Genomic DNA, 16,218 nt, shown 5'->3' on the forward strand with positions numbered 1-16,218 from the left:
ATGAATTTTGACTTAATTATCAAAAATGGATTAGTTATTTTAGACAATGGTGAAGTACTAACAGACGTGGCAGTGAAAGATGGTAAGATTGCTGCGATTGGTTCGGATTTAGGTGACGCTAAAGAAGTAATCGATGCTAAAGGTTTGATAGTTAGTCCCGGTATGGTGGACGCTCATGTCCATATAACAGACCCAGGTGGAGGTTTTCGTGATTTTTGGGAAGGTTATATCACGGGAACAAAAGCATGCGCTAAAGGTGGCGTAACGTCATTTATGGAGATGCCTTTAAATCAAGTACCAGCAACAGTGAACAAGGAATCGTTAGATATTAAGTATGCAGCAGGTGAAAACAAATTAATGTCTGATGTGGGATCATTTGGCGGAGTTGTTCCTTTTAATCTAGATGGCGGTATTCAAGAGTTAGATGAAGGTGGCGCAGCGGCTTACAAATGCTTTATGGCAACGTGTGGAGATCGTACAATTGATGGAGACTTCATGAATGTTGATGACTATTCTTTATACGAAGGAATGAAACAAGTAGCCAAAACAGGAAAAGTATTAGCTATTCATGCTGAGAATGCTGAAATTACTGATAGATTGGGACAAATTGCCTACGAAAAAGGTGAAACAACATTAAAGGCCTATGTAGAAAGTCGTCCTGTCTTTACAGAGGTAGAACCTATCCGTCGCGCTATTTTATTTGCTAAAGAAACAGGATGTCGTATTCATATTTGTCATGTTGCTTGTACTGAAGGGGTAGATGAAGTAACAAAAGCCCGTAACGAAGGAGTAGACGTAACGTGTGAAACATGTACGCATTATCTGTATTTTGAAACCGATGAATTAGATAGTATTGGGCCAGTTGTTAAGTGCTCACCACCTATTCGTGATAAAGAAACACAAAATGGCTTGTGGGAAAAAGTAATGGCTGGTGAAATTGCATTTGTAACATCAGATCATTCACCTTGTACACCAGACTTAAAAGATAAAGAAAATGCTTTTGAAGCGTGGGGAGGTATCTCGGGAGTTCAAAATAACGTGGATGTGCTATTTGATGAAGGTGTGCAAAAACGAGGCATGTCATTAAAACAATTTGCAGATATTATTGCGACGAACCCAGCGGAACGCTTTAACTTAGATACAAAGGGACGTATTACGGTAGGTAAAGATGCTGACTTTGTATTTATCAAGCCAGATGCTCCGTATACGTTACAAGCAGAAGATTTAGAATATTTAAATAAAATCAGTCCATATATTGGTAGGGAAATCGGTGCTCAAGTAGTTAGAACTATTCTTCGTGGTCAAACCATCTATTCTAAAGAAAAGGGTGTTTCTGAAGAAGCTATTGGAATCTTCATCAAGAAATAAAGAGTACTTAAACAAAGAGCCTTTAATTTAAAGGCTCTTTTCCTATAAAAATAACTAAATTTTCGTTCAATGTAGACAAAGAATTCCGTAAATTAGGAAATATGCCTAATGAAATATCACAAATGATTGGCTATACTTTAGATAGTGTAAGTGATAGAACGAATCAGAAAGGTATGGTAAAAATGAGTGATGTTAATAAAAAAGTCGAAAGAGGGATGCAGGAGTACTGGAAACAGATTATCGTTGTATCGACTTTAGGTTGGGTTGTTGTTTGGTTAAATCGTACAGCACTGACCCCTATTTATCCACAATTGAGTGAATACTTTGGCGGAGCGACAGATGCTGAAATTGGCGCGATCTCTAGTTTTTATTTTTTAGGTTACGTGTTAATGCAAATACCTTCTGGATTATTGGTTGATAAGTTTGGTAAAAAAGCAGTATTAATTCCAGGATTCTTATTGTTTGGTGTTGGAACTTTGATTTTAGCGTTATCCACCTCGCTTAATGTAATGTATTTCGGTAATGTTTTAGCAGGTATCGGTAGTGGAACATTTTATGGTGTCGCTTTTTCATTAACAAACGAGTATGTTCCAACACAATATAGGAGTGTTGCCACAGCGGTTGTCAACTGTGGAACGGCCATTGGTAGCGGGATAGGAATGATTGCGTCAAGTTACTTCGTGTCACAAAGAAATATGCCTTGGCAATATATGGAGTATTTATCATTTGCTACAATCTTAATCATGATTGTTATTTTTATGCTTTTTATTAAGAAAGATAGTGGTAGTAAAGAGAATGAAAAGTTAGAGATAGTAACAACAGAAGACAAGCTGAGTATGAAAAAACTGTTCTCGGCTAAAATGATTGGTGCTTATGCGGTTTATTTTGCCACATGCTATGCTTATTACTTAGTAAATACATGGCTGCCTAACTTTTTAGAGACAGAACGAGGATTTGAAGGAGCGACCATTGGTTTGGCGTCATCCTTGATATTTGTGTCTTCTATACCAGGAGCGTTGTTATTTAGTAGGATTGCAGACAAGTTTCAACATAAAAAAATTGAACTTGTTGTGATGTTAGAATTATTAGCAGCAATTAGTTTGTACCTCGCTGTAATGGCTACCAACAAAAACGTTTTGTTACTAGGTTTATTATTGTACGGTTTTTTTGGGAAAGTAGTGGTAGAACCGATTATCATTTCTTGGTTGGGTGATAATATGCCTAAAAAAGGATTAGCAACAACTTTAGGAGTCTTTAACTTCTTAGGAATGAGTTCGTCTGTTATTGCTCCATCTCTAACTGGAAAAATATCAGATGCAACAGGATCTAAAATAAATGCCTTTTACATATCGATTGCGATTTTAATTATAGGTACGAGTATTTTCTACTTAGTAAACCGAAAAAAAACTAAGTTAATCAGTGAATAATAGGGTGATTTACAAAAGGACTATAAAGAGAAGCTATTTTGTAAGCTTTGTGAAATCAGTTGGATATAGTGCACAAAAGCGAAACTTTTTTTGGTGTCTATAGCCAGTGATAAATGGATATAAAAGGCTTACAATTATAAATGAATAGGACATAAGGATGTGAATGATGTGTTGGATTTGTATAAAACAGTAGAAGAACATGTAGAATGGCTATCAAGTATTGGACTGGATCCTAAAGGCGGAACAACTCGCTTACTTTATGATAAGAACTGGGTAGCAGCTCAATCAGGATTGAAACACAAATTTGAAGAAGCAGGACTTGTCGCTCGGTATGACGCTGTGGGTAATTTATTTGGTCGATTAGAAGGGAATAGTTATCCAAATGACACAATTATGACAGGATCTCATGTCGATACCGTAGTAAATGGTGGTGCTCTAGACGGACAATTTGGAATTTTGGCTTCTTACTTAGCTATTAAACATTTAAAAGAAACATACGGTCAGCCGCTTAGAAGTTTAGAAGTAGTCGCTATGGCTGAAGAAGAAGGTAGCCGGTTTCCATATGCCTTTTGGGGAAGTAAGAATATTTTTGGTCTCGCTGATAAACAAGATGTGTTATACGCTAAAGATGCAGATGGTGTTGAATTTGTTACAGCAATGACTGCAGCAGGCTTTGATTTTAGAGATGAAGCGACACCGTTAAGAGAGGACATAAAAGCCTTTGTGGAAATCCATATTGAGCAAGGGAATGTCCTTGAAAGAACAGGAAAGCAAGTGGCTGTTGTTAATAATATTGTTGGTCAAAAGCGTTATAATATCACACTAAAAGGTGAAGCAAATCATGCGGGAACAACACCTATGGGATTTAGACATGACACCGTTTACGCTATGAGTAAAATGATTAGTGAGAGTATTGACCGTGCCAAACTCGTAGGAGACCCTCTTGTTTTAACGTTTGGACATATTGATGTTCAACCCAATACTGTGAATGTTGTACCCGGTAAGACTTTCTTTACGATGGATTGTCGACACACTGATGGAGAGCTCCTAGAACAATTTACAAAAGAGGTTGAGTCATTATTTAGAACAATAGCAACAGAATTAGAGATAGAGATAGACATTGATAATTGGATGGATGAAGCACCGGTTCCAATGTCTAACCACATTGTATCTGTACTAGAAGAAGCATGCCAAGAAGCAGGATTGAACTATACTACGATGCATAGTGGTGCTGGGCATGATTCACAAATATTTGCTTTGCATGTACCGACTGCAATGCTTTTTGTACCAAGTATTAATGGTATCAGCCACAATCCTGCGGAAGCAACCAAAACAGAAGACTTAGTAGAGGGAGTTAAAGCATTAATAGCTTCTCTCTATAAACTAGCTTATGAAGAATAAACTAACAATAAAGATAAGAAAAGGGGAATAAATAATGGGATACAGAACAAATGAATTAGGATACCCAAAAGATATTTTAGAATCAAGAGCAATTGTGGAAAGAGGGAATTTTGCTGTTATACCACCACAAGGATTAGTTAAAAATGTGTTACCTAATTTTGATGGGTGTGAGATGACGATTATGTCAACGCCTAAACTAGGAGCTACTTTTGTTGACTACTTATGTCGTGTATTACCAAAGGGCGGAAATAAAATTGGCTTTGGTGGAAATGGAATCGAAACATTTATTTATGTATTAGAAGGAGAGCTGACAGTAAGTGATGGTGAGAAAAACGTCACTTTAACAGATGGTGGCTATATGTACTGTCCACCGACTAAACAACTAACATTTGAAAATAGTAGCAGTAATCCAACTGAGACCTTCCTTTACAAAAAACGTTACCAGCCAGCAGCAGGATATGAACCTTATACTTTTGTAGGGAATTCAAATGATGTTGAAGCAGAGAACTATGAAGACATGACGGATGTTGCATTTAAAAATTTATTACCAACAGATCTTAATTTTGATATGAATTTCCATATTTTGAGTTTTGCGACAGGTGGAGCGCATGGCTATATTGAAACACATTACCAAGAACATGGTGCATTATTATTGAGTGGGGAAGGTATGTACAATCTAGATAACAACTGGATGCCTGTTAAAAAAGGCGATTACATTTTTATGGGAGCGTATAATTTACAAGCCTGTTACTCAGTAGGACGTAAAGCGCCACTAAGTTATTTATACTCTAAAGATTGCAACCGTGATGTTGAACTATAAAGAATAAGAAGGGACACTCAATATGTCTGAAGAAATTATTTATTTAGAAACTGAAAAATTGCAAGAGTTGATGCAAACCAAGCTTGAAAAAGCTGGTTTGTCATCAGATCATGCTGAAGAAGTAGCAAGACATTTAGCTTATGCAGATTCACGGGGAGTCCATTCTCATGGGGCTGTTAGAGTAGAATATTACGCTGAACGTATCGCTAAAGGCGGAACAACATTAAAACCGGCGTTTAAGTTTGAAAAAACAGGTGCCAGTACAGGCGTCTTTCATGCTGATAATGCTATTGGTCATGTGGCTAGTAAAGAAGCGTTACATTATGCTATTGATATGGCAAAGAATACAGGTGTAGGGATTGTTGGAGTTTCTAGAATGGGACACAGTGGGATGTTATCTTATTATGTTGATTTAGCCGCGCAAGAAGATTTGGTAGCGCTTGCGGTATGTCAATCAGATCCAATGGCAGTACCATTTGGAGGGACAGAACCATTTTTTGGAACGAATCCCATTGCTTTTAGTGCTCCGACTAATAAAGAACGTCCCATTATCTTTGATATGGCAACAACTGTACAAGCCTGGGGTAAGATATTAGATGCACGTAGTAAAAATAAAGAGATACCTGATACATGGGCAGTCGATAGTAGCGGTGAAGCAACAACGGATCCTAACAAAGTTCATGGATTATTACCTATATCCGGACCAAAAGGATATGGTTTGATGATGATGGTTGATATTTTATCAGGTTCCTTATTAGGCTTACCATTTGGAAAACACGTGAGTTCTATGTATGCAGATTTGTCAGAAGGACGTAATCTTGGTCAACTCTTTGTTTTAATTAACCCTAGTTATTTTACTGATTTGTCTGAATTTAAAACAAATCTCTCTGTGATGATTGATGAATTACATGAGAGTCAACCAGCTACAGGAGTAGAACAGGTTTATTATCCAGGAGAGCTATCAGAAATTAGACATCAAGAGCATAAAAAAACAGGGATTCCAGTTGCAAAAAGTATTTATGATTATTTAGTCAGTGATGTGGTTCATCATAACCAATACGATCACGCTGATGCCTTTGCTGAAAAATAAATAAATGGAAATAGGGGAGAAAAATATGCTTCAAACGATTATTATGAAAAACAGTTACCAAGACTCAGTTGTCTTGATGCTTTTAACGAGTAAATTAAATCAGTTAGATGAAGTAACACGTGTGTCTATTATGATGGGAACACCTGCCAATATTGATATTTTTAAAGCAGGTGGTTTTGATACTAAAGAATTAGATGAAGCAACATCTAATGACATGGTTGTTATGCTTGAAGTGGCTTCTGAGGACGATAAAGAACGGGTCCTATCCATGATTAATGAAGAATTAAGCAGCACTAATGATGGTGAAGGTGAAGTAGAAGATAAAATAAATTCTTGGGAAAAAGCATTAAAAAAAGCACCAGATGCGAATGTTGCGTTGATTTCTATCCCAGGTGAATATGCGGCACTTGAAATAGAACAAGCCATTGATCACGGACTACATGCGTTTGTTTTTAGTGATAATATTCCTTTGAAAGAAGAAGCGAGATTGAAACAAAAAGCACACGATAAAGGATTACTTGTGATGGGGCCTGATTGTGGTACAGGAGTCATTCATGATTTGCCATTAGCTTTTACTAATAATAATCGGAAAGGTCGTATAGGTGTTATCGGTGCTTCTGGAACTGGAATTCAAGAAGTGACAACGTTAATCCACCGTTATGGTCAAGGAGTAACAAACGCGATTGGTACAGGAGGGCGAGACTTATCAACAGAAGTAGGTGCCATATCGATGATTGATAGTATTGTTGCATTAAATGAAGACGCAGAGACAGATGTCATTGTGGTCATCTCTAAACCACCAGCAAAAGAAATTGAAACAAAGGTATTAAATGTGTTAAGAAAAGTAGACAAACCAGTAGTAACATTATTCTTAGGGTCAAAACCAGAGGTACATGAAGAAGGATTGTATCATGCTTATACACTAGAAGAAACAGCCCAATTAGCGACAAAATTAATGAATAAGGAAGCAGTAGTTTACACGCCAGCACCAGTTAAAGAGATACCACTGTCAACTACAGCTAAGGGAATTAAAGGATATTATTCAGGTGGTACATTGGCTTATGAAGCAGCCTTTTTATTGCAAGATGCTTTATCATTAGAAGGAAATGACACACCGGAAGGTTATACATTAAAAGCTGGTAGTCATGAAGTCATAGATTTAGGTGATGACATGTATACTAAAGGGAAACCTCATCCTATGATTGATCCAGAAATAAGGATTGAAAAAATAAAATCTGTTATTGAAGATAAAGATACAGCGGTAGTCGTTTTCGATGTTGTATTGGGATATGGTGCTCATGACGATATGGCCACAGCTTTAAAACCTGCGATTGAAAAAGGATTAAAAGAATCTGATATTCGTTTTGTCGCTGTTGTTGTAGGGACAGATGAAGATCATCAAAACATGGCTAATCAAATAGCTATCTTAGAAGACATGGGTGTGACAGTGTGTGAAAACAATGTACAGGCATTACGTACAGCGCTCCAGGTAATCGGTGAAAGTTTAACATTTGATGACAAAAAAGTTGTAGCCAAAAAAGAGAGTACATTAACGAGTTTACCAAAAGTACAAGAAACGTTATCTACTCTAATTAGTGAAACGCCAAAGATTATTAACATTGGTTTAGAAAGCTTTACTCAATCCATTTTTGATAATGGTGGCGAAGTAACTCATTTTGAATGGCGTCCATCAGCAGGTGGGAATGTTCATCTACAAAAGATTCTTTATTTCTTAAATCATTTTGAATTTGATGCTAACCAGGAGGTAAAATAAATGACTTATACAACGATAGAAGATGCTAACCAAGCAGTGATTGACAAGATAGTACAATCAGCACCGTTTTTATTAGATGTTGTTCCAGCGAAAACGGTGATTACTGAATTAAATAATAAAATGTTATTACATGCAGGCCCTCCTATTGCATGGGAAGATATGACAGACCCAATGCAGGGTTCTTGTATTGGCGCCGTTCTTTTTGAAGAATGGGCGACAACAGAAGAAGAAGCGCGTCACATGTTATCATCGGGAGATATTGAATTTGCTCCTTGTCATCATTATGATGCTGTAGGTCCAATGGGTGGAATAACGTCAGGTAACATGCCAGTATTAGTCGTTGAAAATAAAACAGATGGAAATCGTGCGTATTGTACTATGAACGAAGGCATTGGGGCTGTGCTACGCTTTGGAGCTTATTCAGAAGAGGTTATCACGCGCTTGAGGTGGATGCGGGATACCTTAGGTCCGGTACTAAGTAAAGCATTACAGGAGATGAAAGATGGTCTAAATGTGAATGTATTAGTAGCAAAAGCGATTGCTATGGGAGATGAATTCCATCAACGTAATATAGCTGCTTCTTTAGCCTTTTATAAAGAAGTAGGACCTATCATTACAACATTAGATATTTCAGAAAAAGAAAAACAAGAAGTGTCTACCTTCCTAGCCGATACAGATCAATTCTTTTTAAATATTATGATGGCAGCGACGAAAGCAGTCATGGATGGAGCCCGTATGATTCAAGAAGGAACCATCGTTACAGCTATGTGTCGTAATGGTAAAGATTTTGGTATCCGTATTAGTGGCATGGGAGATCAATGGTTTACAGGTCCTGTCAACACACCACAAGGTTTATATTTTGCGGGATACAGTGGTGACGACGCTAACACAGATATTGGTGATTCAGCTATTACTGAAACATTTGGTGTTGGTGGTATGGCAATGATTGCAGCACCTGCAGTGACACGTTTTGTGGGTTCCGGTGGTTTTTATGATGCACTTAATACATCTAATGAAATGGCAGAAATTTGTATGAGCCAAAACCCTAACTTCCCTGTTCCAACATGGGATTTCAAAGGGATTTGTTTAGGTATTGATGCACGCTCTGTTGTTGAAAAAGGGATTACACCTGTTATTAATACAGGAATTGCACATAAAGAAGCTGGTATTGGACAAATTGGTGCCGGAACGGTAAGACCACCGTTGTCTTGTTTTGAAAAAGCGATTACTGCTTATGCAGAAAAACTAGGAATGGCAGCGGAATAAATTACAAGAAACTGAAGGGCGTATTATGTTCTTCAGTTTCTTAATACATAAACAGGCTAAAGGATGAAAGCATATGATACACCCTCTAAGTATAGGTCCTCTGGTACTAGATTATTTAGATACACCTGAAATCATCACAACACATAGTATGTTTCAACATGGTTTGAATATTCAAATCGCAGATTATTTAATTTATTTGGGAGATATGACAAAAGGGACGGTTCCTTTTGGTATTCATTTTAATGTTGCTGACTTTATTGAAATAAAAAGGGTAGTTGAAAGCGACGTACCTATTTATGATTTTGACAATAAAATCCTTTCCATTAACAACATTAAAATTGATTTAAGTCATATACCGATAAAACATAAGGAGCCATTTCCAAAATTTGTTTCTTTAAACAGAGCCTTGTTATCGTTATCTCAATATAGACAAGGTACAGGATATCCATTTGCTGAATTAGAGTGTTTAAAAACAATAAATATAGATACAATACCGAGTCTTGTGGATGAATTAATCGGTAGAGGGAAGGGCCTGACACCATCGGGAGATGATTTTTTAGTAGGGATCATGGCTATTCATCAATTACAGCCTTTTTTACCGCTTGCATTTTTTAGACGGTTAGAAGAATATATTGAAAAAAAAGCCACAACAGATGTTTCAATTAGTTATTTAAATGCAAGCAAATTAGGTTACTTTAGTTCGCCTATAGTAGAGGTACTAAAGAATATTGAATCGCCTGATTTACCAATTTATTTAGAAAAATTAGCTGCATCAGGGAGCACATCTGGTAAAGATACGATAGCAGGAATGATGTGGGCTATTTTAATGCAAAAATGAAGGAGTCGATAATACAATGAAAAAGAGAGTTGTTTTAGCTTTAGGTGGTAATGCCATCTTACAACCTGGTCAAGAAGGAACATACGCTATTCAAAAGAAAAACGTAGAAGATAGTGCGGTAAGTATTGCCAGTGTTATTAATCAAGGCTATGAATTAGTCATTGTCCACGGTAACGGGCCACAAGTGGGACAAATATTAAGACAAAATGAGTTAGCAGAAGGCGAAGTACCTGTTCAACCCTTACCGGCGTGTAGTGCGGAATCTCAAGGATTTATTGGTTATATGATGCAACAAGCTCTCAAAAATCAATTACCAGATAAATCAATCGCGACTGTATTAACAATGACTGAAGTGGACAAAGGAGATCCAGCGTTCAACAACCCAACTAAGCCAATTGGTTCTTTCTTTACAGAGGAAGAAAGTGCAGAACGAGAAACATCTAAGGGATGGGTAATGGGCGAAGATGCAGGTCGTGGTTATAGACGTTTAGTAGCATCCCCAGAACCAAAATCAATTGTTGAAGTAGATGTGATTCGTACCATGTTAGAACAAGGCATTGTTGTTGTTTCTACAGGTGGTGGAGGCATTCCTGTCATTCGTAATGAGAAGAACGAATTAGAAGGAGTAGCTGCTGTTATTGACAAGGATTCATCGGCTTTATGTTTGTCAAAAGATGTGGAAGCAGATGTATTGATGATATTAACCGATGTTCCGAATGTTTACATTAATTATGGTCAACCAAATCAGGAAAAATTGACCGATTTATCCATTGAGAAAGCATTAGAATATTATAATCAAGGACATTTTTCAGATGGTAGTATGGGGCCTAAGATGGCAGCATGCATCGAATTTGCTAAGATGGGTAAAACGGCTATTATCTGTTCTTTATCAGATGCTGCTAAAGCCCTTGAGGGTAAGGCAGGAACAAGAATAATAGGTTAATATTAATAGAGTAAAAAGAAGCTAAGTATCTCACTTAGCTTCTTTTTTGTAACCAATGAATGAGGAGGTTATAGGATTCTTTACCTTCAGGTAGATGGGTATTACTGTCAAAATCGTGGGGTAATCCTGTTAATTGATGAAAGTGATTCTCCGGTATAAAGCGCGCCAAATCTTGCGAACAATGGAAGGGAACATCTTGATCCCCATCGCTTGCCGCGATAAAAGTTGGAGGTAATTGGCGTAACTCTTTTTGACTCAGACTAAAGTCAGAAAGAGTAGCGTGGGGTCCAACTATTTCTTGTGTCCACTTTCCTGTTTGACGATAGGATAAATAAATAGGAAACCTTTGAGCAATAGAGGATGATGCTAAGGGCGATTTTTCAATCAATTGGTGGAGAACCATAAAAGGGATAGCTGGGTATTTTTTATAGTACAAACTGGGTTGCTGTAAAGCTTGATCAGCTAATGAATAGTAGCCATAAAATGAGATTAGTAGAGTCGGATTTGGTAAGGTTGGATCAGATGCTAATAATAGTGATAAATAAGACCCAGCAGACCTTCCAAATAAAATGTAATTATCTGTATCAATAATAGGATGGTCTAAAGCCCATTGTATACCTACTTTTAAAACGGATAAAATATCACGAAGTCTAACTTCTGGAATAAAGGGATAGTCCAAGGTTAGTACGGGATAACCCGCTTGGTTGAACTGTGACATATAAATACTGGGCAAGTCATCCCGATTTCCATATATTAAGCCTCCACCATGTAAATAAATAATCAGTGGTTGTTTCACTGATTTGGTGTCCTGAGGATAGTAGGTAGCTTTTAATTCTAATTGATTGAATAAGTGGTATGTTTCAATATGTGGTACCATCGTGCCGTCCTTTCTGAGGTTATTCTGATAATTCTAAAGCGATTCGAAGATTTAAACTGTTTTCTGACGTAGTAATCGGAAATCCAATAATGTCTTCGCAGTTGTCAATTCTATATTTGACTGTGTTTCGGTGAATAAACAGTTGATTCGCAGTTTTCGTAATTTCACATTGATTATCTAAATATGTTTTTAACGTTTTTCTAAGTTCGATGTGCATATTATCCACGGGATAGGCCAATTCTTTAAGACTATTTTTACAAAAATAAACCATTTCATCCTTATGAATGCTGTCAAATAAATTCATTATTCCTTTTGGTAAATAAAACAGAACTAATTTTGAATGATCTAAAGAAGCGCGTTCCTCCCAAGTCATTTTCGCTTCAATTAAGGACGTTGAGATTTGTTCAATACTTGTGCAAGGTTGCCCACATGAAAAAACAAGATCTACCGGCAAGACAAGTTGTAATAATTTACTTAATTTTGTCAGAATGCGTTCAATTTCTGAAGCCTCTGTTTTTTGTTGTAATAAAATCATAAAATTAGTCGAATTTTTTTCAGGGAAAACCACGGCATGATCGAGATAATCTGTTAATTTATCATCCAGCCAAAGGTAAGCCAATTTCATTTTTTCTTCATTGAGTTTCATAGGATGACTGTTCTTATCTTGATGATTCAAGGATACATATATAATTTGGTAAAATTGAGAGAATTGGATACCAAAATTAGTGTCATATGTCAGCCAATTATTTTGGTCTAGGGCTTTTGATCCCTGTCGTTCTATTAGATTTAAGAAGTAGTCGCTTTTTATTTGTTTTTTTGACTCTTCTAACTTTTCATTTTTTAATAAAACAAAACTTAGAACGAGCAAGGCTTGTTCTATGGCGAATTCGGAGACAGGATAAGGAATTTTATCTGGTGATAGAATAATTAAATAATAAGGAAAAAAATTATTACTCTTAATAGGATAAACCGCAGCTTCAATTTGATTTTTCGCATTGGTTCCGATAAATTTACTTGTGTTTTCGTTTACAGAAGAAAAAGCGTCTTGTTCCATTAATTGCTGGGTAAAATAAGTTAGTGGCTTAGGATACCCAACTAAGTTTTGAGAGAAGGCCACAATTTCTTTAAAGGAATTTAAAAGGATGATAGGACTTTCAACAATGTTGCCAAATTCTAAAATAATCTTAGAAATAGACGCATCATTGATGATAAGATGAGAAAATTGTTTTTGAATATCTAAAGCAAAGCTAATTTGTTCTGTTTTAGATTGGTTGATATAACCAGTTAACTTTTGAAGAAGGCCTCCTAATGGCTGTGTGCTCTGTACCTCAATTAAAGCAAAATTGTTAGTATCTGCGTAGGCAATCACTGCCGGATCTAATTCGGTTATGAACCGTCCAACTTTAATGGCTAAACCTGAAATTTTGATATGAATAAGAGAATCGATTAAAGAAATCAACTCATTTTGTTTTTCCTTATAGTACATAGCAGTTGTAAGTAATAAGGTCTGACTAGATGTATAGTTGGCAATATCAGGCGTTTCTGTAATTTCTACATTTGATACAGTGGTATTTAAATTAACATTGGGAGTTAGTAGTTTTAAATCTGAAAAGCGAGGAACCTGTAATATATTTTCTAGAGTTGTCAAAATCTTTCACCTCATTTACATTATAAACTTATTATAAAGAAAGGTCTGTTCATTTACTATAAATTGTGCGATATATACATAAGAAAAAAATCATTGTGCATGTTGCATAGTGATTTACAGTCTATTTTTATTAGATAATAGAAGAACAAATACAAAGACGTAAGGAGAAAATAATATGATTCAACCATTTAGTACACCGAATAGAACCATTATGACACCAGGACCTGTAGAAGTTCATCCGTCAGTTTTGAGAGTTATGGGAACTCCCGTTGTTGGCCAATTTGACCCTTCCTTTTTAGCTGTAATGAATGATGTTAAAGAGATGATAAAAATTCCTTTTCAAACAAAAAATAAGCAAGCATTTGCTATAGATGGTACAAGTCGCTCTGGTTTAGAAGCAGCATTAATTGCTTTGATAGAGCCAGGAGATAAAGTACTTATTCCAGCTTATGGAAGGTTTGCTTATTTACTTGGAGAAATTGCAGAAAGAGCGCAAGCGGAGATTGTTTACTTAGAAAAAGAGTGGGATAGTGTCTTTTGTCAAGAGGACATCATTGCATCTATTAAAGAACATCAACCTAAGATTGTTGCAATGGTTCATGGAGAAACAGCAAATGGACAGATGCAACCTTTAGATAAAATAGGGGCTTATTGCCAATCTACGAATACTTTTTTTGTAGTTGATACTGTTGCTACTTATGGTGGTGTAGAAATTAAGGTAGATGAATGGGGAATTGATATTGCTATTGCAGGAACACAAAAATGTGTCAGTGTTCCGTCGGGATTATCCTTGATTACTTACAATGATCGTGCCGGAGAGGCAATCAATGCACGCTACCAAAAAGAGCTAGGATTAAGTAAAACGGATCGTAATTCCCGTCACATTAATAATAATTATTTGGACTTAAGTCAGTTAGAGCGGTATTGGAGTGAGGAACGAATCAATCATCATACCGAAGCTACAAGTATGATTTTTGCCTTGCATGAAGGGTTAAGGTTATTATGTAACGAAGGTATCCAGTCTAGTTTTGCTCGTCATAGTCTTAATGATCAGGCTATTCAAGCAGGTGTGACAGCTATGGGATTAGAAATATATGGAGACAGTCAAACAAAAATGCCTACGGTAACTCCTATTTTAGTCCCTAAAGGAATAGAAGCAGAAGCCGTTCGAAGTATGTTATTAGATACATTTGGGGTAGAGATTGCTTCTTCTTTTGGTCCGTTACAAGGTAAAGTATGGCGTATTGGTAACATGGGATTCAGTAGTCGAAGAGAAAATGTATTACAAGTACTGGGAGCGTTAGAGGCTACGCTCTTATTTTATGGTGCTGACATTGTCCCTGGCGCAGGAGTTCAGGCCGCGCTTGCTATCTACGGTGCAAAAAAATAAGACATTTGATTATTATACTCTCATTTCTGTTTTTTTATTTAGGCAGTTAACTTGAGAAACTTCAAAGATAAGGCTACAATTTAAAAGATATGAAATGAAGGAGAGATGGTTATGTTAATAGGTTCTCATGTGAGTATGAGTGGTAAAGAAATGTTATTAGGTTCAGCAAAACTTGCTGCAGGTTATGGTGCTAATACCTTTATGATTTATACAGGAGCTCCTCAAAATACACGTCGTAAACCGATTGAAGAGATGAATTTAGACGCTGGTAAAGCGTTTATGGCAGAACATAATATTGATATGAATAATATTGTGGTCCATGCCCCATATATTATTAATTTAGGAAACACAACAAAACCTCAAAATTTCGGGTTTGCTACTGAATTTTTAAGACAAGAAATTCAACGAGTAGAAGCAATTGGCGCGAAACAAATCACCTTACACCCAGGAGCTCATGTGGGTGCAGGAGCAGATGTTGGTATCAAACAAATAATCAGAGGTTTGAATGAAGTCTTAACATCAGATCAATCACCTCAAATCGCTTTGGAAACAATGGCAGGAAAAGGAACAGAATGTGGTCGTAGTTTCGAAGAGTTAGCTCAAATTATTGAAGGTGTCACACATAATGATAAACTATCCGTTACATTAGATACGTGTCATATTAATGATGCGGGTTATAATGTCAGAGAAGATTTTGATGGTGTTTTAGAAGAATTTGACCGTATTATCGGATTGGATCGATTAAAAGTAATCCATGTCAATGATTCGAAAAACCCACAAGGCTCTCATAAGGACCGTCACGCTAACATTGGTTTTGGAACGATTGGTTTTGATGCGTTGAATTATATTGTTCACCATCCACAATTAGAAACATTGCCTAAAATTTTAGAGACCCCATTTGTTGGAGAAGACAAAAAGAAAGCAAAAGCACCGTACCAATACGAAATTGCTATGCTTAAGAGTCAAACCTTTAACCCTAATCTATTAGAATTAATTGAAAATCAAGGTTAAATGTAAAAAAAGGCTTTCTTTTCTCCAGTATTTTTAGTAAAATTGTATGTTGTAATGAGAATTAACTGGAGGAAGGAGTGTCAGAGTTATGAATACAGGATTAGTTATTTTATTCATCGTTATTGCACTATTATTAGGAGCAGTAGGTGGATTCTTTTTCGCGAAGAAAACGTTTGAAGATCAATTAGAAAAAAATCCTCCCGTTAATGAGGATATGTTACGTATGATGATGGCTCAAATGGGACAAAAACCATCTGAGAAAAAAATTCGTCAAATGATGCAAAACATGAAAAATCAAAACACAAGCGGTAAAGGCAACAAAAAGAAAAAATAGATTTTTCAGTAATTTGTATAAACTAAAAACA

The 16,218-nt window shown here is 36.4% G+C and carries 14 protein-coding genes; 12 read left to right on the top strand and 2 right to left on the bottom strand.

Annotated elements, in window-relative coordinates:
• From allB to arcC, 9 genes are all read left to right on the top strand, one after another.
• Complete coding sequence (gene allB / locus ACVWM0_RS03915) at positions 1 to 1,368, top strand: allantoinase AllB (RefSeq protein WP_476473324.1); 1,368 nt, start codon at positions 1 to 3, stop codon at positions 1,366 to 1,368.
• A gap of 182 nt (positions 1,369 to 1,550) precedes the next feature.
• Positions 1,551 to 2,795: an MFS transporter gene (locus ACVWM0_RS03920; protein WP_476473653.1), complete on the top strand. Its 1,245-nt coding sequence runs from the start codon at positions 1,551 to 1,553 to the stop codon at positions 2,793 to 2,795.
• A 171-nt stretch (positions 2,796 to 2,966) separates the two neighbouring features.
• On the top strand, positions 2,967 to 4,196 hold the full coding sequence (gene allC / locus ACVWM0_RS03925; protein WP_476473654.1) for an allantoate deiminase: 1,230 nt from the start codon (positions 2,967 to 2,969) through the stop codon (positions 4,194 to 4,196).
• Between the two features lie 34 nt (positions 4,197 to 4,230).
• Entirely contained in the window at positions 4,231 to 5,016 is a 786-nt protein-coding gene (gene allE / locus ACVWM0_RS03930; RefSeq protein WP_476473325.1) for a (S)-ureidoglycine aminohydrolase, read from the top strand.
• A gap of 22 nt (positions 5,017 to 5,038) precedes the next feature.
• Positions 5,039 to 6,106: an ureidoglycolate dehydrogenase gene (allD, locus tag ACVWM0_RS03935; RefSeq protein WP_476473326.1), complete on the top strand. Its 1,068-nt coding sequence runs from the start codon at positions 5,039 to 5,041 to the stop codon at positions 6,104 to 6,106.
• A gap of 25 nt (positions 6,107 to 6,131) precedes the next feature.
• Entirely contained in the window at positions 6,132 to 7,880 is a 1,749-nt protein-coding gene (fdrA, locus tag ACVWM0_RS03940) for an acyl-CoA synthetase FdrA (RefSeq protein WP_476473327.1), read from the top strand.
• Positions 7,881 to 9,146 (top strand): YlbE family protein, encoded by a 1,266-nt coding sequence (locus ACVWM0_RS03945; RefSeq protein ID WP_476473328.1) that lies wholly within the window; start codon positions 7,881 to 7,883, stop codon positions 9,144 to 9,146. It begins immediately after the preceding gene.
• Between the two features lie 73 nt (positions 9,147 to 9,219).
• Positions 9,220 to 9,984: an oxamate carbamoyltransferase subunit AllH family protein gene (locus tag ACVWM0_RS03950; protein ID WP_476473329.1), complete on the top strand. Its 765-nt coding sequence runs from the start codon at positions 9,220 to 9,222 to the stop codon at positions 9,982 to 9,984.
• Between the two features lie 16 nt (positions 9,985 to 10,000).
• A complete protein-coding gene (gene arcC / locus ACVWM0_RS03955) occupies positions 10,001 to 10,927 on the top strand; it encodes a carbamate kinase (RefSeq protein ID WP_476473330.1) in 927 nt (308 codons plus the stop codon).
• 34 nt (positions 10,928 to 10,961) lie between these two features.
• On the opposite strand, the gene ACVWM0_RS03960 is transcribed toward arcC, so the two are convergent.
• Positions 10,962 to 11,804: an alpha/beta hydrolase gene (locus ACVWM0_RS03960; protein ID WP_476473331.1), complete on the bottom strand. Its 843-nt coding sequence runs from the start codon at positions 11,802 to 11,804 to the stop codon at positions 10,962 to 10,964.
• A gap of 19 nt (positions 11,805 to 11,823) precedes the next feature.
• A complete protein-coding gene (locus tag ACVWM0_RS03965; protein WP_476473332.1) occupies positions 11,824 to 13,452 on the bottom strand; it encodes a PucR family transcriptional regulator in 1,629 nt (542 codons plus the stop codon).
• A 175-nt stretch (positions 13,453 to 13,627) separates the two neighbouring features.
• Between ACVWM0_RS03965 and ACVWM0_RS03970 the strand changes: the two genes are divergently transcribed.
• The 3 genes from ACVWM0_RS03970 to ACVWM0_RS03980 all read left to right on the top strand — a co-directional run bounded on the left by ACVWM0_RS03970 (position 13,628) and on the right by ACVWM0_RS03980 (position 16,187).
• Positions 13,628 to 14,842 carry a pyridoxal-phosphate-dependent aminotransferase family protein gene (locus ACVWM0_RS03970; RefSeq protein ID WP_476473333.1) on the top strand — a complete coding sequence of 405 codons (1,215 nt, stop codon included), beginning with the start codon at positions 13,628 to 13,630 and terminating at the stop codon, positions 14,840 to 14,842.
• Between the two features lie 111 nt (positions 14,843 to 14,953).
• Complete coding sequence (locus ACVWM0_RS03975) at positions 14,954 to 15,853, top strand: deoxyribonuclease IV (RefSeq protein WP_476473334.1); 900 nt, start codon at positions 14,954 to 14,956, stop codon at positions 15,851 to 15,853.
• Positions 15,854 to 15,941: 88 nt separating this feature from the next.
• Positions 15,942 to 16,187 carry a YneF family protein gene (locus ACVWM0_RS03980; protein WP_476473335.1) on the top strand — a complete coding sequence of 82 codons (246 nt, stop codon included), beginning with the start codon at positions 15,942 to 15,944 and terminating at the stop codon, positions 16,185 to 16,187.
• The last annotated feature ends 31 nt before the right edge of the window (positions 16,188 to 16,218 follow it).

The sequence above is a fragment of the Vagococcus sp. 211 genome (assembly GCF_056322705.1).

What these genes read in the sequence shown, in the direction of transcription:
- allE (WP_476473325.1), top strand. Translation starts at nt 4,231, where the DNA reads ATGGGATACAGAACAAATGAATTAGGATACCCAAAAGATATTTTAGAA.
- ACVWM0_RS03960 (WP_476473331.1), bottom strand. Translation starts at nt 11,804, where the DNA reads ATGGTACCACATATTGAAACATACCACTTATTCAATCAATTAGAATTA.
- fdrA (WP_476473327.1), top strand. Translation starts at nt 6,132, where the DNA reads ATGCTTCAAACGATTATTATGAAAAACAGTTACCAAGACTCAGTTGTC.
- ACVWM0_RS03950 (WP_476473329.1), top strand. Translation starts at nt 9,220, where the DNA reads ATGATACACCCTCTAAGTATAGGTCCTCTGGTACTAGATTATTTAGAT.
- ACVWM0_RS03920 (WP_476473653.1), top strand. Translation starts at nt 1,551, where the DNA reads ATGAGTGATGTTAATAAAAAAGTCGAAAGAGGGATGCAGGAGTACTGG.
- ACVWM0_RS03970 (WP_476473333.1), top strand. Translation starts at nt 13,628, where the DNA reads ATGATTCAACCATTTAGTACACCGAATAGAACCATTATGACACCAGGA.
- ACVWM0_RS03980 (WP_476473335.1), top strand. Translation starts at nt 15,942, where the DNA reads ATGAATACAGGATTAGTTATTTTATTCATCGTTATTGCACTATTATTA.
- allD (WP_476473326.1), top strand. Translation starts at nt 5,039, where the DNA reads ATGTCTGAAGAAATTATTTATTTAGAAACTGAAAAATTGCAAGAGTTG.
- ACVWM0_RS03975 (WP_476473334.1), top strand. Translation starts at nt 14,954, where the DNA reads ATGTTAATAGGTTCTCATGTGAGTATGAGTGGTAAAGAAATGTTATTA.
- arcC (WP_476473330.1), top strand. Translation starts at nt 10,001, where the DNA reads ATGAAAAAGAGAGTTGTTTTAGCTTTAGGTGGTAATGCCATCTTACAA.
- allB (WP_476473324.1), top strand. Translation starts at nt 1, where the DNA reads ATGAATTTTGACTTAATTATCAAAAATGGATTAGTTATTTTAGACAAT.
- ACVWM0_RS03945 (WP_476473328.1), top strand. Translation starts at nt 7,881, where the DNA reads ATGACTTATACAACGATAGAAGATGCTAACCAAGCAGTGATTGACAAG.